The following is a 17,314-nucleotide window of genomic DNA, read 5'->3' as shown; positions in this document are numbered from 1 at the left end:
GGCTGTATCTGCGCGATCGATCATCCAATGGAGAGACCCGCTCGATGGCGAAGACGGCAGCGCGGCGCTGCTTCTATTTGGCAGGCACCGCGAGCGGCTTACTCGCCGCGCAGGTAAGGCTTCGGCAGAATGCCCCGGCGCGTCTCCCCGTTGGCGCGCAGCGCGTTGTACGCCCAGTACGGGTCGCGGAGCATCGCGCGGCCGACGGCGATCAGCTCCGCGTCGCCGCTCGCGACGACGGATTCGGCCAGCTTCGGATCGTCGAGATTGCCGACCGCGATGACCGGCAAGCCGAGCGCTTGCTTGATTTCGCGCGCGAACGCGACTTGATAGCCCGGGTAATTGCCCGGCTTGCGCTTGCCGGCCGGTCCTTCGCCGCCCGAGCTGACGTCGAACGCGTCGACGCCCGCCGCGCTGTACTGCTCAAGAACCGGCAGCAAGTCGCTCAGGTCGTAGCCGCCGTCGATATATTCGATCGCCGATACGCGCATGATGAGCGGCATGCCTGCCGGCATTTGGGCCTTCACCGCGCGAATGACCTCGACGCCGAAGCGCGCCTTGTCTTGACCGTATTCGTCCGTCCGGTCGTTAATGGCCGGCGAATGGAATTGATGGATCAGGTAACCGTGAGCGCCATGCAGCTCGATCGTGTCGACGCCGGCTTCTACCGCGCGCCGCGCGGCATCCGCGAATTTGATGACCATGCCCGCGACCTCGTCCTTCGTCAGCGCGCGCGGCACCTTGAAGTTCTCGTCGACCCGCAGCGCCGACGGACCGACCGGCTGCGCGGCGTCTTCGGCCTTGCGTCCGGCGTGGGCGATCTGGATGCCGACTTTCGCGCCGTACTTCTGCGCTTCCTTAATAATGCGGGCGAACGCCGGCACTTGCTCGTCCGACCATAGGCCAAGGTCGTAATCGGAGATGCGGCCGTCCGGCTCGACGTCGGTCATTTCTATAATAATCAGCCCCGTCCCGCCGATCGCGCGGGAGACGTAATGGACGTAGTGCCACTCGTTCGGGATGCCGTCTTTCGCCTCGACGGCGTATTGGCACATCGGCGGCATGACGATCCGGTTTTTGAGCGTAAGATTGCCCAGCGTGAACGGTTGATCCAAGTGCGACATGGGACAGCGACACTCCAATCTCAATTTAGTTTTGTAAGTTACCTATTAATATTTAGAATTGTACACGATGCGGGGCTGCACGCGCAATGCGGATTGGTTTGCGTTTATACTCGGAAGATTGGGAATGCAGCATTCAGCGATCGTGACAAAGCGGCCGAAGTATTACCGTGAAACTTGTACTTTCCTATATGCGCGGAAAAGACCGCACGCGGGCGGCCTTTCGCGAACGATCTATTTGATCCGCTTATTCAGCTCGTCGGCTCTCCGCTTGCTTTCCGATTTCGCGTAGAAGTAGAACGCCGCCGTGTGCAGCGCGAGAGACAAGACCACCATGCCGGGCCACCACGCGATCACGCTGTCGTACATCTCCTTCGAGAATAGCCAGACCATCGCGAGTCCGCCGGCGATATTCAGGGTCGAGGCAATCAGAATGTTCCACGCCGGCTTCAACGTGAAGTAATTCCACAACGCGTTATACATCATGCCGAACAAGAAGGCGGCGATCAAGGCAATGCCCGCGGCGCTCCACAGATAGGACGTGGTGATCGATTGATCCTTGTAGAACAAGGACAGCAGCAGCGTAACCCATAGCGACGTCAACGTAAACGTTTGGAAGAACGACTGTCTCAACTCTTTGATCATTGTAATTTCCCCCTAAATGATTTGATATAGTGACGGCTGACGAAATAGCTCGATTGATCCGACAGGACGACCTTCACCCTCGCGTGCTCCGTCGAGAAGAACTCCTGAATGTAGCGGGTGTTAATGATGGTTTGGTTGTTGATTTTGAGAAACTCGGCGGGGTCCATCTCCTCCTCCACATATTTCAACCTTTTATTCAACAGGTACATCTCGCCGGTAATGAGACGCACGCTGGACATTCGATCCTCCGATTGAATGACCGCGATGGCGCTTCGCGCGACCTCGACGCTGCGGCCGTTCTTCGCGTTGATGACGACGATTTTCTGCTCCATGCCGCGGATCGCGTTTTCGATTTTGCTCCAGTCCGCTTGTTCCGCGGGGTTGGTCGTGATTCTGGCGAGGTTCTTCTCGAGGCTCGCATCGGTTCCGAATATGACTTTCACTGGGTAGCTCCTCCTCTCAAACCCATCATATAAGCTGCCGTTGGTCAAAACTATCTTTTTTCGCTTTGTTGCACAATGCTGCAGGTTTGTTGCATTTTCTCGCCGATCCGCGCAAGGCGAAACGGGCGTCGCCGTCCATCGGCGGCGCTGCAAGCTTCAAAGAAGCCCAGCTCCCGAAGGGGAACTGGGCTTCGCTAGGCGAGGCTGAACGCCGGCTGTACGCTGGCTGGATTCCGGCTGGATCTCGTTAACGCGTCACGATTAAAGGCGGCAAAGCCTAGATCGGATGGCATCCGCTGGACGAAGCCAAGTCGAATGCCGAGCTGAACATCGCTTCGCGCGACAACCCTCTAGCCGTATGCCATGTAAGAATAAAACCCGCTTATGCCGGCAATTCGTCGTCGTAGGCCAGCTCGCTCTCGCTGCTGATCAGCGTGCCCGCCTCGCGACCCTCGCACACCGCGCGCAGCGAGCCCGCCGTATCGAAGCCGACGACGTGGATCGGCAGCCGGTAATCGCGCGCCAGAATGAACGCCGACTGGTCCATCACTTTCAGATCATGGCGCAGCACGTCGTCATAATGCAGCGTCCGGAATTTGCGCAGATGCTGCTCCTTCTTCGGATCCCCCGTCAGCACCCCGTCCACGCCTTGCTTGGCGACGATGAGCGCCTCGCTGTTCACCTCGATCGCCCGCTGCACGGATGGATAATCGGTCGTCACGAACGGCTGGCCGTTGCCGCCGGCGAAGATGACGACATACCCTTTCTCGAGATGATGGATCGCGCGCAGCCGGATGTAAGGCTCGGCCACGGAGGAGATCGGGATCGCCGACATGACCCGGACCTCGCGGTTCGTCTTGGCCTTCAGCACCCCGCGCATCATGAGGCTGTTCACGACGGTCGCCAGCGTCCCGATGTTGTCCGCCTCCGCGCGTTCGATGCCCCAATTGTCGGCCAGATTGCCGCGGAAGATGTTCCCGCCGCCGATGACCACCGACACCTCGACGCCCAGCTCCAGCACCGACATGATTTCGTCCGCGATGCGGTTCATCCGCGCCGGATCGAAGCCCGAACCGCCCTCGCCTGCAACCGCGCCGCCGCTTAATTTAATGAGCACCCGCTTGTATTTCACCATCATTACCTCTGCACCTCCTGGACTTTGAGCGAATTACGGCATAAAAAAACACCAAAGCCTCGGCAGGCCTTGGTGTTCCATTGGAAAAGGGAAGAAAGAGAGCGGTTTTGCGTTTGCGCGGCAGTAGTTCCCTCATCTTTCCACCCCTCCCAAATGTTCTTTGCAGAAGAGAATACCGCATCGGACGGCAAAAGGCAACGACCCGCCGCCGAATTGGGCGATAGGTCCTAGCGGGAGGGACGTGCTCACGCCAGAAGACGGCATTTAGCTTTCTTTCAGTTTCGCCTCAGATGCTACTCAGGAACGCGCGCGATAATAGAGCCAGCTAGCGACAACCTAGAGGAGGCGCATTCGCATGACACGAGACAAATGGTTCAAATGGAAAATCGCCATGGCCGGAACGGCCGGCATGGCTTTCTTATTTCACGTGATTAAAACAAGCCCGGATTATGAAGCCGCCGTCTCGCAAAACGCGGCAGTCCCGGCTGCGGAGACGGCCGAGGAGAGCCAGGACCCCGTCTGGCAGGAGTGGCTGTCCGGCGTCGAGACGGCGCAGCCGGAAGCCGAAATCGGCGGAGAAAGCGCGCAAAGACGCGGTCGCGGCGAACCCGGATTCGATACCGGCGGACAAGGATGGCAGGGAAGCGACGGCGATGCAGCCGATTCCCGGACGTGGGACGCGAGCGGGGACGCGGCCCGGACAGGGAGGTCTTAACGATGCCGAGAACGGAATATCGGACGGAAGAGACCGCGCCTGCCGGAGGACGTCTTCACGATTTTCGCTTTCGCGCCATGAATACGACCGTCTATCTTCGTCTGCGCGCAAGCGACGGTCAAGCCGCCAAAGCCAAAGCTGCCGCGGCCGACTGGTTTCGGTTCGTCGAGCAGCGATTCAGCCGCTTTCGCCCGGATAGCGAGCTCTGCCGGCTTAATCGCGCCGAAGGCCGGCCGATGATGGTCTCGGATACGATGCTCGAGGTGCTCGAGCTCGCGGCCCATTACGGCCGCGTCACGGGCGGGACGTTCTCGCCGTTCGTGCTCGATGCGCTCGCCCGTTCGGGGTACGACGTCAGCTACGAGCAGCTGCGCGAACGGTCGGGTGAAGCCGGCGCTCATGAAGACAGCCGGAACGCCGCGGCTGCTCCGCGAACGGCTGATGCCGCGCCGTCCTGCTCGCCGATCTCGGCGCTTCGGCTCGACCTTGGCATGAAGGCGGCGACGCTCCCGCCAGGCGGCGCGCTCGACCTGGGCGGCATCGTCAAGAGCTGGGCGGTTGAGCGGTTTGCCGACTACCTCCGGCGCCGGCTGGACATCGCGGCCGGACTCATCAAAGCCGGCGGCGATCTGACGACTTGGGGCTCGCCCGGCGAGCAGGAGCATTGGTCCATCGGCATCGAGCATCCTTGGGAGCCGGACGGCAACTGGGGAACGCTGCGGCTGGACGGCGATTATCGCGCAGCCGCCACTTCGAGCGTGCTGGGCCGCAGCTGGAGCTCGCCGACCGGCGAGACGCGGCATCATCTCATCGATCCCGCGACGATGCGCGCCAGCCGAAGCGACGTCGCGCAGTGCACGGTGACCGGCATGGCGGCGACCGAGTGCGAGGTATGGGCGAAAGTCATTTGCATTGTTGGCTGGGCGGAGGGCACGTTCCGTCTGCGCCTGGCCGGCTCGGATTGCGAAGCGCTCGCGTTCACCCGCGATGGACGCACGCGCCTGTCGAGGGCGGCCGGACCGGCACGCGAAGAGCGCTGGCAAGAAGCAGCGGCCGCGGAGATTCCGTTGACGCGATTCGAACATTCCAACATCAGGAGGAATTCACCATGATGACTTGGTTCTTGGCCTTGCCTTGGTGGGAGGCGATGCGGGCACTCGGCTTGCTCTCGTTCGCCGCCATTACGGCCGGCATTTGCCTTGGCATTCTGTACAGCCTTCCCTTCTGGAGCGCTCCCGTCAAGAAGCGGTTGTACAAGACGCACGCCGCGCTGGCGATCGACGGCGCCGCGCTGGGCCTTGGTCATGGCATGCTGACCGTCATCGACACGTACGTCCCTTATAGCTGGAGCGAGCTGCTCATCCCGTTCACCGCGTCCTATCGGCCGGTCCTCTCCGGGCTTGGAACGCTCAGCTTCTATGCGCTGGTCCTCATTATTCTGTCTACCGACCTGCGAGGCAAATTGAAGCGGCCGCTCTGGTTCGCGCTCCACTTAAGCGCGTATCCGGCCTTCGTCATGGCGCTCGTGCACGGCTTCTTCATGGGAACGGACAGCGGCAGTCTCGCCGCGCAGTGGTTCTACGCCTTGTCGGCCTGCTCGGTGGTGCTCGCCACGCTCGTGCGCGCCGCGTACCGCTCGTTCGCGAACACGGGCAAAGGCGGCCGGGGCAGGCCGGCCGCGCTTAGGCGCAAGGGGTCGGTGTCGTGAGCGGGGGCATGCCGCGGCGGGAATAGTGGGCTGGGTGCCGCTATTGCTCGCGGCGTGACCGTTTCCGCCGTCAATAGCGGGCTGGGTACCGCTATTGCTCGCGGCACGATCGTTTCCGCCATCAATAGTGGGCTGGGTGCCGCTATTGCTCGCGGCGTGACCGTTTCCGCCGCCAATAGTGGGCTGGGTGCCGCTATTGCTCGCGGCGTGACCGTTTCCGCCGCCAATAGTGGGCTGGGTGCCGCTATTGCTCGCGGTGCGATCGCGTTCACCGTCAATAGTGGGCTGGGTGCCGCTATTGCTCGCGATGCGATCGTTTCCGCCACCAATAGCGGGCTGGATACCGCTATTGCACGCGGCGCAACCGTTTCCTTCGCCAATAGCGGGCTGAGCGCTGCTATTGCGCGCCCCGGGCCGCGCCGTCGCCGCAACCCGCACAAAAAAACGCGTAGACCGTCATTTCGACGTCCCACGCGTTTCTCTATTCCCTGCCGCTTACCGCCCGCGGCGCTGCGGACGACCGCTCTTGCCGGCCGAGCCGCCGCCGCGTCTGCCGCCGGCCGGAGCCGAGCCGCGGCCGCTCTTCTGGCCGCCCGCGGAACCGCCGCCTTGGCGAGCCGAACCGCCGCGAGCGCCGCCGCCATCACGGCCGCCGCCCCAAATCCCGGTGCGCGCCTTGCCGGACGCGCCGATCTCGCCGCCGCGAGCGCCGCCGGCATCCTGGCGCGCCCAGCCGCCTGCGCGGCTTGCCGATTCCTCGCGCTCGCCACGGCCGCCCGCCGCGCGATCGCGTGCAGAGCCCGCCTCTTGGCGGAATGCCCAGCCGCCCGAGCGGCCGGCCGATTCCTCGCGCTCGCCGCGTCCGCGAGCCGAACCCGCCTCCGGACGACCGGCACGACCGCCGCCGCGGGCGGCCGCGCCTCCACGCTCGCCACGGCCGCCGGCCGCGCGTCCGCGAACCGGCGCCTCGCCGCGCTCGGCGCGCGCCGCCGCGTCTTGACGGCCCGCCCAGCCGCTGATCGTCTCTTCCAGCTGCGCGGCGCTGCGTCCGGCGCCAGCCGCACCGCGTCCGCCCTTGGCGCCTGCGCGCCCGCCGGCCGTACGGTCGCGATCGCCGCGTCCGCCCGAGCGGCCCGGCGCATCCGCGCCGCGGCGAGGTTTCCGGTCGCCCTTGCCGTCGTCGCCGCGGCGCTTGCCGCCCGCCTTCGCCGAGCTGCTCTCGGTCCGAGCCGCAACCGCGACCTTCGTGCCGTCGACACGGCGGTGCTCCAGCGTCTGCCCGATGCCGCGCTCGATCGCATCGATCGCATGCCCGTCTCGAGGCGTGGCGAACGTCACCGCCAGCCCTTCCGCGCCGGCGCGGCCCGTCCGGCCGATCCGGTGGATGTAGCTATCGACGTCATGCGGCACGTCGTAATTATAGACATGCGTCACGCCTTCTACATCGAGACCGCGCGCCGCGATGTCGGTCGCGACGAGGAACTGCAGCTTCGCCTCGCGGAACCGCTTCATCACCTGCTCGCGCTTCGCCTGCGACAAGTCGCCATGCAGCTCGTCCGACATGTAGCCGGCTTCCTGCAGCGCTTCGTTCAGCGCGACCGCGCGGCGCTTCGTCCGGCAGAAGATCATCGCCAAGTATGGCGTGTTCTCGTGCATCATCCGGATGAGCGCGTCCTGCTTGCCGCGGTCGGTCGTCTCGACGACGAGTTGGCGAATGCCTTTGACCGTCACCTTCGGCGCTTTCACCGTGATGTCCTTCGGGTCGCGCATGAAGCGCGCCGCGAGCGAGCGGACGCCCTGCGGCATCGTCGCCGAGAACAGCATCGTCTGCCGGCGCGTCGGAATACCCGAGATAATCTGCTCCACTTCGTTCAGGAAGCCCATGTGCAGCATCTGATCGGCCTCGTCCAGCACCAGCATCGACACGCCTCCGAGCGTGATCGTCTCCCGGCGCAGGTGATCGAGCAGACGGCCCGGCGTCGCCACCGCGATATGCACGCCGTTCTCCAGCTTGCGCATCTGCGCTTCGACGTCTTGACCGCCGTAGACGGCGAGCACGCGGAAGCCCGCTTCCTTATCCAGCCAACGCTTCAGCTCCGTCGTAATCTGCAGCGCAAGCTCCCGCGTCGGCGTCAGGATTAGACCCTGCAGCTTCGGCTTCTTCGGATCGAGCTTCGCCAGCATCGGCAGCAGGAACGCGAGCGTCTTGCCCGTTCCGGTCTGCGCTTGGCATACGACGTCTTCCCCGCGCAGAATGACCGGAATCGCGCCCTCCTGAATCGGCGTCGGATCCACGATGCCTCCGCTGCGCAGCGCCGCCGCCTGCTCCTGTGATATCCCTAGTTGTACAAAATCCGCCAAAATGGCCACCTCATTTATCTATTCTTGCTCATACGCTCCGATAACAAGCCCACAGCTCCCTTTATCGTACCACAAAAGCATCTATATGACCCTTTATTCCCGAATTGCCCACGGCATAGCCTCCGTGCGGACCGTCTCGCCCGTCTCGAGCGCCCGGTGCATCATCAGCGACAAGTAATGATCCTGAGCCGCCTCCGCGAAACTATAAAAGGAAGGCCCGCCTTCGGCGTATTCGCCCATGCGCGCGAGCACCGTCGCGATCGCGATCTCGTCGTCCGACAACCGCCCGGGCGCGAACGGATTGCGGTACACCCACTCCGCTCCGAGCGTAACGCCCGTATGGCAGTAGCCCTCCAAATTGCCGCCGTGCCCTGTATCTACCCGCGTCAGCGCCATCCGAAGCGGCGTCCGGTAATCGGCCAGATAGCGGACCTCGTCGTCCTTGATCTCGCCGCGCTCCCCGCGAACGAGCAGGCGGTTGCTCCGAATCCAGGAGAAATACTGCTCCTTGGCAAAATCGAACACCGCCGCGCGCCCGCCGTCGAAGCGGAAAATCGCCAAGTCCTGTACCGAATCGGCCACCGTCTCCGACTCCGGCGCGCCGCCGCGGCCCGGTCCGCCAATCAGCGGCGCGCTGAACCGCTCGCCCCGGATGACCGCGTCCTCGAAGCCGATCCCGAGCAATTGGCGGATCAAGCTTATGCCGTGATACGCGTGCGCCGACGATACCTGCGCGTGCGACACCTCGCCCAGCTTGCCCGAACGGACCACCGCCAGCCGCGCCGCATGCATCGGCTGGAACACATACTGCTCGGCGACCTGAACCCGCGCATCCGGTCCAAGGCGCGCATGCAGCGCGAGCAGCTCGTCCAGCCCTTCGGCCGGCGGCGTCTCGGATAACACCGGCACGCCCGCCTCCGTCAGCGCCGCGATGTAATCCGGGCAGACGCTCCTCGATACCGATACGACCGCGAACGCGTAGTCGCGGCCGCGCACGAACGCTTCCATATTCCGCACCGTCGGCACGCCCCACCTCGCCGTCAGCGCCGCGCCCTTCTCCTCGCTGCGGACCAGCATCCGCGTAATTTCGAACCGCTCCGGCATCGCCGCGGCGATGCGCAAATAAAACTCCGCGCGCCACCCGCCGCCCACGATGCCGAATTTGATTTTCTCCGTCATGCTCCTCAACCCCGATTCCCCTTAAAAATGTCCGGCCCGGAACGCCCGCTCCCGGACGGCCGCATAGCTGTCCAGCGCCGCTTGCCGCAGCGCGCCGTAGTCGCCCGCCTTGATCAGCTCCATCATCCGCTCGTTCACGGCGTCGGACGAGAAGTGCTCCTGATGCGGCGTGCGCTTGAAATTCACGATCGCGGCCATCATCAGCTTGTCTCGGCACTCCTCCATGATTTTCAACATGAAATTGTTGTTCGATGCCGCCAAGTAAATGGTCGTGAACGCAAGCGAATGCTCCATATGCGCCGCGTAATCGCCGCGCCCCGTCGCCACCCGCTGCTGCTCCAGCATCTGCTCCAGCGCCGGGATATTGAAGCCGCCTCCCCGCTGCGCGACGGTCTCCGCCGTGAACGCCTGCATGCCGGCGATCGTCTCGAACATATCGAGCACTTCCTTGCCGGAGAGCTCCTTGACCAGAATGCCCCGGTTCTTCAGCGACACGACGAACCCTTCCGTCTCCAGCCGCGACAGCGCCGTGCGCACCGGCGTCCGGCTCATGCCGAATTCGGCGGCCAGCTCGTTCTCGGACAGCAGCATCCCCGGCATGAGCTCCGCCCGCACCAATTTGGCGCGAAGCCCGGCGTAGATGTAATCCGCCAATGAAGTCGTCATTCTCCAATCCTCTTTTCCACGATCTGTTAACAAAATTGTACGTTTTGTCCCGCCTGCTTGCAAGCAAGGCCCGGCTTTAACGAAACCTACACATGTTCTTGACGATCCCGTAACACTCCATCTCCATAATGCAACTTGTATACCAGTTACATACCCATACTTGCCTATATAATGGAGGAATTGTTCACCATGATGAAAAAAGCCGTGCTGCTCAGCGCAGCGATCGCCATCTCCATCACTCCCGCGGCAGCCTTCGCGGCCGGGACAACCGCCGCGCCAGCCGTGCAGTCCGTCGGGGCTGCAACCGCCAAGCAAGGCGCCTTCACCGACGCCAGCGTCGTTCGCAAGGCCGATGGCTCGCTCGTGATCCGCTGGAACGCGAGCGCCGACCTCGGCGCCGCGAAGGTATACTGGAGCACGAGCCCGGAGGGCGGATGGAAGGAGCTCGCCAAGACGTACGTCCGGTACAACGGCTTCGTGGCGGCCGATCCGAGCCCGGGCAGCCCGGTTTATTTCAAAATCAAAGGCGGGAGCGGCGCGACCATCGTCACCTCGGAACGCAAACTGTCGCTGAAGGGCGTCACGAACTTCCGCGATCTCGGCGGCTACCGGACGACGGACGGACGCGCCGTCAAGTGGGGCAAGCTGTTCCGGGCGGACGAGATGGCCGCGCTGACGGAAGCCGACATCGCCTTTCTGCAGAAGCTCGGGCTGAAGACCAACGTCGATTACCGGACGAGCAGCGAAGTGAAGGCGAAGCCGGATCCGGTCATCGCCGGCGTGACGTACGTGAGCAATCCCGCGTTCCAAGAAGCCGAAGGCAGCGGCGACGAGAGCAGCGGTACGGACATCGTCTCGCTCATCGCCTCCGGCCATCTCGACCAGCTGGGCGAGCCGGGCGACATGCTCATTCAAGCCAACCGCCAAATGGTGCAAAATCCGGAAGCATACAAGACGCTGTTCGAGCTGCTCCTCGATCCGGCGAACCAAGCGCTGGTGCAGCACTGCACCGCCGGCAAAGACCGCACGGGCTTCGGCTCGGCGCTCATCCTGCTCGCGCTCGGCGTGCCGAAGGAGACGGTCGTGGAGGATTTCCTGCTCAGCAACACTTACCGCGAGGCGTATAACAAAGCGGCGGTCGACGGCATCGTGAAGCAGCTGAAGCTGACGGACGAGAAGACGATCGAGGTGTTCAAAGCGCTGATGGACGTGCGTCCGGCATATATCGAGGCGGCGTTCGACGAGATCGACAAGACGTACGGCTCCGTGGACGGCTTCTTGGAGAAGGCGCTCGGCCTGACGGCGGAGAAGCGCGCGCAACTGAAGAAGATGTACTTAGAGTAGATTTTCCTGCCCGGCATATCATAGTTATCGGAAGAGGTGTCCACGGGCACCTCTTTTTCATTTTCGCTCGCGGGTGCAACCTTTCGAAGACCTGGCCGCGTCATAACGTTACTATATCGTTTGTAAAGGAGCCAGGATCATGAAGAAGCCTAAATCGCTGGCTAGCTTGGGCATCGCGGCCGCGATGCTCCTTCTCGTCCTTACTTCATGCAAGAATGCACCCGCGCCAAATGGGATCGAGCCGCCTCTCGCAGTCGTAAGCGAGCCTTTTCGCGTGACTGCCGGAGATATCGTCGAGGTCGCCATTGTGGACGATCCGGTTGCCGAAGGCATCACGCAGGATACGGTCGGCATCCTCGATTCGCCGGCGGACATCGCGCAATTCGTGACGCTTATCGACTCATCTCCCCCTCTTAACTCGGACGCCACGGCCGACTTCTACCGGATCGCGGTGCTGACGAAGAAGGATGGCACCGAGCTTTCGCTGGAGTTCGGCGGACAGGGACTGTTTTTTAAAGACATGGCGTCGAACGTATTCTACACGCTCCACCCGAAGAGCAAGCAGGACGAACTCCGGCGATTAGTCGAACGCGCGGAGGGCAAGGGACACGAATCGGGTTTTGGCGCTAGCCTGCCCGCGGATGTCGAGGGAACGCATTACGGTTATGTCGCTTGGATCGACCACGGAACAGATGCTTCTCTGCTGCTCCTGCGGGATCCGGGCGAGTTGGATTGGGCAACGGCATCCGAGGAAGACGTGCTCCGTCAAGCCAATTACGATCCGGCGGCGGCATGGTACCGACTGGATGCCGGACTGCTATCGACGTTAGAACGCGGGCAGGTCGTCGCCATCACGGCGGATAATGAGCAGCTAGACTCGAAGCCGCCCATTCGATACGGACTGTCATTAACCCTGCTGGATCATTAAATCAAGACGTCACAAGGCAGTGCCCGCTCTCCGCTGGCACTGCCTTGTTCGTTGTTCGCGATCGTTAAACCCATTCGTCCTGCGCAAAATAGTTCGGCGTCCGCTCGGTTGCATCGTAGCGGCCGTGGAACACGTGCGTCGTCGCCGGGGACAGCGGCGGGATGAGCCACGACCACCGTCCGGTGACGTCGCGGCCCTTCTGCGCCTCCTGCTCCTCGAACCGGGCGAACTGCTTGGCCGCCGTATGGTGGTCGACGATCGAGACGCCCCGCTCCTTGTACGAATGCAGCACGGCCGCGTTCAGCTCTACGAGCGCCTTGTCCCGCCACAGCGTCGCCTCGCTCCGCGTGTCGAGACCCATCAGCTCCGCCATGCGCGGCAGCAGGTTGTAGCGGAAGCCGTCGGCCAGGTTGCGCGCCCCGATCTCCGTCCCCATGTACCAGCCGTTGAACGGCGCCGCCGTATACGATAATCCGCCGATCTCAAGCCGCATGTTCGAGACGAACGGGACGGCGTACCACTTGAGCCCCAGCTCCCCGAACGCCGGGAAGTCCGGGTGGCGCAGCGGCACTTCCAGCACGAGCTCCCTCGGCATCTCGTACAGCTTCGGCGCGCCGCCGCCCGCTTGCAGGATGAGCGGCAGCACGTCGAACGCGGTACCCGCCCCGCGCCAGCCCATCGCCTCGCACCGCTTCGTGAGCGCGGCCGATACGGGATCGCCGAGCACCGTCCCGTCCTCCCGCTCGTAGCCCGCGTAGCGGACCAGCTGCGCGTTCCATATCCTCGGACCCGCGCCGTCCGCGTCCGCCGGAGCGAAGATCGTGATCGCCGGCCGGACGCGGCCTTCGTTCGTCGCGTACGCCATATGGCGGCAGATGGCTTCCGCCATGCCGTCGCTATCCGCGACGCCGCGCTCGTCGATGACGTGAAGCGTCTCCCAGAACAACCGGCCGATGCAGCGATTGCTGTTGCGCCACGCCATTTTGGCCCCATGGGCCAGTTCTTCGCTTGTATGCGCATAGGTGCCGGTCCTTGCGATGGAAGCCCGCACTTCGGCCGCCCGAGCCGCCGTCTGCCGCTCCGCGCGGCCAAGCTCCCGGTAACAGCTCTCGATGAATCGTACCGCTTCTTCGGCCAGCTCTTGATGCCGGGCCGTCTCGCGCTGCTTCACTTCCGTCACCTTCTCTTGTTGTTGTGTGCCGAAGGGACCTCTCGCGCCCCTTCAGGATTAATTACTATTATATAACAAATAGGCCCCGGCTTCCGGGACCTGCAGGTGGAGACTTGATGGCGAATTTGTTCGCAATTGGTGACAGCTCAATGACGTTGCCATGTGACATCGCGGAACTCGGAGATCCAGATGTCGACGCCGTCATCGCCGCGTACCAGCGGTCTGACCGTCACGACGACGTCAATCCGCCGGCCATCCTTCGCGATGCGCACGGTCTCGACGCCGGCGACCACCTCGCCGTTCAGCGCCCGGGCGTGCCGCTCCGCGACGCCGGGCAGCTCAGACGGCGGAATGACCGGGCATTCGTACGCGAGCTTGTTCTCGACCTCTGCTCGGGTATAACCGAACATCGTTTCGAAGGTACGGTTGACGCGCAGCATGATTCCTTCGCGGTTCAGCAGCACGATGGCGTCCGGATGGTAGTCCATGTAGGCGGCCAGCCTGCTGTCCGGCAGACCGTTCGTCCGGGAAGCCCGGATGTTCTCTCCTTGCGGACGCCATTCCTGCTTCCAAACGAGATTCATTCCGACCTGTCCGATTGTTTCCCGTCTTACGGCCATTCCATCATCTCCCATCGCTATCGGCGTGCTCTACGCTTGCTTCCCATGAACGGGCGCAGGCTTGCCGAACAGATAACCTTGGAATAACTCGAACCCCGCTTGGCGCAGCCAGTCGTAATCCTCCCGCGCCTCCACGCCTTCCCCCAGCGGCACGGCGCCGATCTCGCGCGCGGCGGCGAGCAGCTTAAGCGCGACCTCCTGCTTCCGCGGATCGCCCGCCACGCCGCGCACGTAGCCCATGTCGAGCTTCATGTAATGCGGCTTAAGCTCGCGAAGCATCTCGACGGTGCTGAAACCTTCGCCCACGTCGTCCAGCGCATACTGGAAGCCCCGCCGGCGATAATAATCCAGAATGCCTTTCAGATGCGCCAGGTCCTCCACGTATTCGGTCTCCACCACCTCGAAGACGAAGCGAGACGGATCGATGCCGAGTTCCCCCGCCAGCGCGACCGTGGATCGCAAGCAATGCTCCGGCGCGTAGATCGACGTCGGGATGAAGTTGATGAACACTTTGCCCGGCAGCTCGGCGGCGCACTTCACGGCCGACATGCGGCACACGCGATCGAGCGCGTATAAGCGTCCTCGCGCCTTCGCGGCCCGGAACACTTCGCCCGGCGGCGCCAGCGTCCCGTCCTCCCGCGCGAACCGGGACAAAATCTCGTGCGCGAACAGCTTGCCGTCCCGGTCCAGGATCGGCTGGCAATAGGGCACGACGCGCCCCTGAAAGACAATGGAATCGATCCACCGCGCGTCCAGCAGCGGCGCCAGCGCCTCGAACGGCCGCCGCTCTTCTTCTCCGTCCAACCGGAACGTTATTCCCGACGTATTCATATGATCCCGGCAAAAGTCCATGAAATCCGCCATGCCCGATTCGCGGACCGTGACCGCGCCTTCCTCTTCTTTGACCACGACGCCCGATGCGCGCATGAATGGCAAGATCCCTTGCAGCACTTCTTCGTTCGCGTCCGTGCCCGCCGTCACCCGGTACAGCAGCTCCCCGGGCTGGCAGCTCCGACATTCCGACATAGATGCACACCGCCTCTAGTTAGTCTAGTGTCAGTGTATCATAGTGAAATAGGGATACCCTCGTTAATTTTTTCCCATAAACGGGCATGGCTACTGGCTGGCGAGCGCGCTGCGAGCCGCAAGAATATACCTCGCCTGGTCGCGCGGATCGACGCCTCTTCTTCGCCGCTCGGTCCGAACGTCCGGCGGACTCTCCTGGTAGCCCGCGAACGAAGCGGATAACGTCCCCCGTCCTTTCGTGAGCGAACCGAGCCTCGCCGGAAAATCGAGCGAGGTCGCCACCGGCAGGATGCCTTCGATCTCTATCCGCTCGCCCTGCACCGCGGGCGGTTCGAATACCGCCCGCATGAGCATCAGCTCGTTCATCAGCTTCCCGCCGTACGCTTCCGGCACGGACAGCCGGAAGCGAAGGAGCGGCTCCAGCAGCTTCGTGCCCGCGTTCGCCAGCCCGTCCATGATGCCCATCGGCGTCGCGATGACGAAATCGAGCGGATGCGTATGCCACACGTGGTGCTCGCCTTCGACCAACGTAATCTCGGCATCCGTGACCTCCCAGCCGAGCAGTCCTTGCTGGAGCGCTTCGGGCACGCGCCGCGCCACCTCGTGCTGATAGCTCTCGAGCAGTCGCTCCCCCCGCACGAGCGAACGGTAGCGGATGCCGCTGCCGCGCGCGCCGGGTTCGATACGGAAGCGAAGGATCGCCCAGCACGGCTTCGGCGCCAAATAGGCCACGTAGCCTTCGCCGGGCGCGGCGGGCGTCTCCTTATAAATAACGGTCGGCTCGTCGAAGGACACCTCGAGCTTGAACCGGCTGCGCATGACATGCGCCAGCACCTCCATCTGGATGGTGCCCATCACCTTCACGTGCAGCTCCCGTTCCTCCGGCAGCCACTGCAAGTCCAGCTGCGGATCCTCGTCGGCGAGCTCCTGGAAAGCCGCGATGACGACGGGATATTCCGCGTCGTTCTTCCATCGCGCCTGCACGGTCAGCAGCGGCACGGCGAGCCGGCGTTCGCCGGGGACGGCGGCGTCCGTACCGAGCACATCGCCGATCCGCGCCCGGCTCCAGCCGGACACGGCGGCGATGTCGCCCGCTTCCAGGAGGCCGGTATCCTCCGTCTTCCGGCCGTTCAAGCGGCGGATCTGCGTCGCCTTCTCCTCCAGCTGCCGCGAATGATTACGCACGGCGTCCCGGTTGCGGATCGCGCCGTCGTACAGCCGCACGTAAGCGATGCGGCCCATGGCCGGATCGCGTTCGATTTTGAACACGACGCCGGATAGGGGGCGCTCCGCCGAGCCTTTCGGCGAGGGCAGCAGCGCCAAGACCGCATCCAACAGCTCCTTCACCCCGATGCCGCGGCTCGAAGCGCCGAAGAGCACCGGGAACAGCGCGCGCCGGCGCACGAGTGCCGGCAGCGCCGCCTCCAGCTGCCCGTCCGCGAGGCCGCCTTCCGCCAAGTAACATTCCATGGCAGCCTCGTCGCCCTCGGCGACGGCCTCTTCGAGCAGCTCCCGGTAGCCGGATGCCCCGAGCGCGAAGCCGCTATCTCCATTCAACAGCGGGATCGTGCCGGCGAAGCCGCTCTCCTTCCCGTCCGGCGCGAAGAGCGGCGCCGCCTGCGGCGACAGCAGCCGCCGGATTTGCGCGAGCACGGCCTCCGGATCCGCGCCGATCCGGTCCATTTTATTCATATAGATCAACGTCGGAATGCCGAGCTGACGCAGCGCGTCCCAGATGACCTCGGTCTGCGCCTGCACGCCTTCGACCGCCGAGACGATCAGCACGGCGCCGTCCATGACGCGCAGCGTCCGTTCCACCTCGGACAGAAAATCGACGTGTCCCGGCGTATCGACCAGATTGATCGGCACCCCGTCCCACTGCAGGCGCGTGACGGCCGCCCTGACCGAGATGCCGCGTTCCCGCTCCACGTCCAGCCAGTCGGTCTGCGCCGTTCCGCTGTCCACGCTGCCCGGCGCGCGCAGCTGGCCGCTCAAGTAAAGCATGTGCTCCGTCGTCGTAGTCTTGCCGGCATCGACATGGGCGAACACGCCGACGTTGCGCAATGAGATCGTCATGAGGAGTCCTCCTTGTTCGAGCCTGAATGCATTTCCTTTTATCATGCGGAATAATAGGACGGTTCGCAAGCCGGACGAGTCTTCGGGCAGATGAACAGGGAGCGTGAGCGCCGGCGATCCTTGCGTTGCGCGGCCGTCCGGAACGAAGCAAGGCGCCATGGGTCTGCCCCGAGGCG

At 63.6% G+C, this 17,314-nt stretch carries 16 protein-coding genes; 5 read left to right on the top strand and 11 right to left on the bottom strand.

The genetic code is table 11. The features are described 5' to 3' along the window. Positions 1–98 precede the first annotated feature (98 nt). The 4 genes from BCM02_RS12650 to pyrH all read right to left on the bottom strand — a co-directional run bounded on the left by BCM02_RS12650 (position 99) and on the right by pyrH (position 3,344). Entirely contained in the window at positions 99–1,124 is a 1,026-nt protein-coding gene (locus tag BCM02_RS12650) for an NADH:flavin oxidoreductase/NADH oxidase (protein ID WP_148929457.1), read from the bottom strand. Between the two features lie 231 nt (positions 1,125–1,355). Continuing rightward, positions 1,356–1,766, bottom strand: a complete 411-nt coding sequence (locus BCM02_RS12645) for a hypothetical protein (protein WP_148929456.1) — start codon at positions 1,764–1,766, stop codon at positions 1,356–1,358. After that, positions 1,763–2,209, bottom strand: a complete 447-nt coding sequence (locus BCM02_RS12640) for a LytTR family DNA-binding domain-containing protein (RefSeq protein WP_148929455.1) — start codon at positions 2,207–2,209, stop codon at positions 1,763–1,765. Before BCM02_RS12640 ends, BCM02_RS12645 begins: the two co-directional genes overlap by 4 nt. A gap of 382 nt (positions 2,210–2,591) precedes the next feature. Beyond that, positions 2,592–3,344, bottom strand: a complete 753-nt coding sequence (gene pyrH / locus BCM02_RS12635; RefSeq protein ID WP_187434204.1) for a UMP kinase — start codon at positions 3,342–3,344, stop codon at positions 2,592–2,594. A gap of 355 nt (positions 3,345–3,699) precedes the next feature. On the opposite strand from pyrH, the gene BCM02_RS12630 reads away from it, so the two are divergent. From BCM02_RS12630 to BCM02_RS12620, 3 genes are read left to right on the top strand one after another with little or no spacing between them, the layout of a single operon-like run. Beyond that, a complete protein-coding gene (locus BCM02_RS12630; protein WP_148929454.1) occupies positions 3,700–4,059 on the top strand; it encodes a hypothetical protein in 360 nt (119 codons plus the stop codon). Between the two features lie 2 nt (positions 4,060–4,061). Further along, entirely contained in the window at positions 4,062–5,171 is a 1,110-nt protein-coding gene (locus BCM02_RS12625) for an FAD:protein FMN transferase (RefSeq protein WP_187434183.1), read from the top strand. Beyond that, entirely contained in the window at positions 5,168–5,767 is a 600-nt protein-coding gene (locus tag BCM02_RS12620; RefSeq protein ID WP_148929452.1) for a ferric reductase, read from the top strand. The genes BCM02_RS12625 and BCM02_RS12620 overlap by 4 nt, the downstream gene beginning before the upstream one ends. Before the next feature lie 495 nt (positions 5,768–6,262). Here BCM02_RS12620 and BCM02_RS12615 read toward each other — a convergent pair whose 3' ends face one another. The 3 genes from BCM02_RS12615 to BCM02_RS12605 all read right to left on the bottom strand — a co-directional run bounded on the left by BCM02_RS12615 (position 6,263) and on the right by BCM02_RS12605 (position 9,973). After that, positions 6,263–8,128 (bottom strand): DEAD/DEAH box helicase, encoded by a 1,866-nt coding sequence (locus BCM02_RS12615; protein ID WP_148929451.1) that lies wholly within the window; start codon positions 8,126–8,128, stop codon positions 6,263–6,265. A gap of 93 nt (positions 8,129–8,221) precedes the next feature. Further along, positions 8,222–9,307: a Gfo/Idh/MocA family protein gene (locus tag BCM02_RS12610; protein WP_148929450.1), complete on the bottom strand. Its 1,086-nt coding sequence runs from the start codon at positions 9,305–9,307 to the stop codon at positions 8,222–8,224. Positions 9,308–9,328: 21 nt separating this feature from the next. After that, positions 9,329–9,973 carry a GntR family transcriptional regulator gene (locus tag BCM02_RS12605; protein WP_148929449.1) on the bottom strand — a complete coding sequence of 215 codons (645 nt, stop codon included), beginning with the start codon at positions 9,971–9,973 and terminating at the stop codon, positions 9,329–9,331. Positions 9,974–10,162: 189 nt separating this feature from the next. Between BCM02_RS12605 and BCM02_RS12600 the strand changes: the two genes are divergently transcribed. Together BCM02_RS12600 and BCM02_RS12595 are read left to right on the top strand one after the other, a co-directional pair. After that, complete coding sequence (locus BCM02_RS12600; RefSeq protein ID WP_187434182.1) at positions 10,163–11,317, top strand: tyrosine-protein phosphatase; 1,155 nt, start codon at positions 10,163–10,165, stop codon at positions 11,315–11,317. A gap of 139 nt (positions 11,318–11,456) precedes the next feature. After that, positions 11,457–12,245, top strand: coding sequence for a hypothetical protein (locus BCM02_RS12595; RefSeq protein ID WP_148929447.1), 789 nt, complete (start codon positions 11,457–11,459; stop codon positions 12,243–12,245). Positions 12,246–12,309: 64 nt separating this feature from the next. On the opposite strand, the gene BCM02_RS12590 is transcribed toward BCM02_RS12595, so the two are convergent. The 4 genes from BCM02_RS12590 to BCM02_RS12575 form a co-directional block, all read right to left on the bottom strand. Further along, on the bottom strand, positions 12,310–13,416 hold the full coding sequence (locus BCM02_RS12590; protein WP_148929446.1) for a nitric oxide synthase oxygenase: 1,107 nt from the start codon (positions 13,414–13,416) through the stop codon (positions 12,310–12,312). A 146-nt stretch (positions 13,417–13,562) separates the two neighbouring features. Then, entirely contained in the window at positions 13,563–14,036 is a 474-nt protein-coding gene (locus tag BCM02_RS12585; protein WP_187434181.1) for a PAS domain-containing protein, read from the bottom strand. Between the two features lie 30 nt (positions 14,037–14,066). Beyond that, positions 14,067–15,062 carry an EAL domain-containing protein gene (locus BCM02_RS12580; protein ID WP_246183352.1) on the bottom strand — a complete coding sequence of 332 codons (996 nt, stop codon included), beginning with the start codon at positions 15,060–15,062 and terminating at the stop codon, positions 14,067–14,069. A 90-nt stretch (positions 15,063–15,152) separates the two neighbouring features. Continuing rightward, positions 15,153–17,138 carry an elongation factor G gene (locus BCM02_RS12575; RefSeq protein ID WP_148929444.1) on the bottom strand — a complete coding sequence of 662 codons (1,986 nt, stop codon included), beginning with the start codon at positions 17,136–17,138 and terminating at the stop codon, positions 15,153–15,155. Positions 17,139–17,314 lie beyond the last annotated feature (176 nt).

The organism is Paenibacillus methanolicus, assembly GCF_008124765.1.
Classification (GTDB): Bacteria; Bacillota; Bacilli; order Paenibacillales; family Paenibacillaceae; genus Paenibacillus_Z; species Paenibacillus_Z methanolicus.
Note: the sequence above shows the minus strand (reverse complement) of the source record. Positions and strands in the feature narration are given on the sequence as shown.

Excerpts from the sequence above, each read along its gene's own strand:
- BCM02_RS12575 (WP_148929444.1), bottom strand. The coding sequence starts at position 17,138 with ATGACGATCTCATTGCGCAACGTCGGCGTGTTCGCCCATGTCGATGCC.
- BCM02_RS12620 (WP_148929452.1), top strand. The coding sequence starts at position 5,168 with ATGATGACTTGGTTCTTGGCCTTGCCTTGGTGGGAGGCGATGCGGGCA.
- BCM02_RS12610 (WP_148929450.1), bottom strand. The coding sequence starts at position 9,307 with ATGACGGAGAAAATCAAATTCGGCATCGTGGGCGGCGGGTGGCGCGCG.
- pyrH (WP_187434204.1), bottom strand. The coding sequence starts at position 3,344 with ATGGTGAAATACAAGCGGGTGCTCATTAAATTAAGCGGCGGCGCGGTT.
- BCM02_RS12630 (WP_148929454.1), top strand. The coding sequence starts at position 3,700 with ATGACACGAGACAAATGGTTCAAATGGAAAATCGCCATGGCCGGAACG.
- BCM02_RS12595 (WP_148929447.1), top strand. The coding sequence starts at position 11,457 with ATGAAGAAGCCTAAATCGCTGGCTAGCTTGGGCATCGCGGCCGCGATG.
- BCM02_RS12600 (WP_187434182.1), top strand. The coding sequence starts at position 10,163 with ATGATGAAAAAAGCCGTGCTGCTCAGCGCAGCGATCGCCATCTCCATC.
- BCM02_RS12580 (WP_246183352.1), bottom strand. The coding sequence starts at position 15,062 with ATGTCGGAATGTCGGAGCTGCCAGCCCGGGGAGCTGCTGTACCGGGTG.
- BCM02_RS12645 (WP_148929456.1), bottom strand. The coding sequence starts at position 1,766 with ATGATCAAAGAGTTGAGACAGTCGTTCTTCCAAACGTTTACGTTGACG.
- BCM02_RS12650 (WP_148929457.1), bottom strand. The coding sequence starts at position 1,124 with ATGTCGCACTTGGATCAACCGTTCACGCTGGGCAATCTTACGCTCAAA.
- BCM02_RS12625 (WP_187434183.1), top strand. The coding sequence starts at position 4,062 with ATGCCGAGAACGGAATATCGGACGGAAGAGACCGCGCCTGCCGGAGGA.
- BCM02_RS12605 (WP_148929449.1), bottom strand. The coding sequence starts at position 9,973 with ATGACGACTTCATTGGCGGATTACATCTACGCCGGGCTTCGCGCCAAA.
- BCM02_RS12585 (WP_187434181.1), bottom strand. The coding sequence starts at position 14,036 with ATGGCCGTAAGACGGGAAACAATCGGACAGGTCGGAATGAATCTCGTT.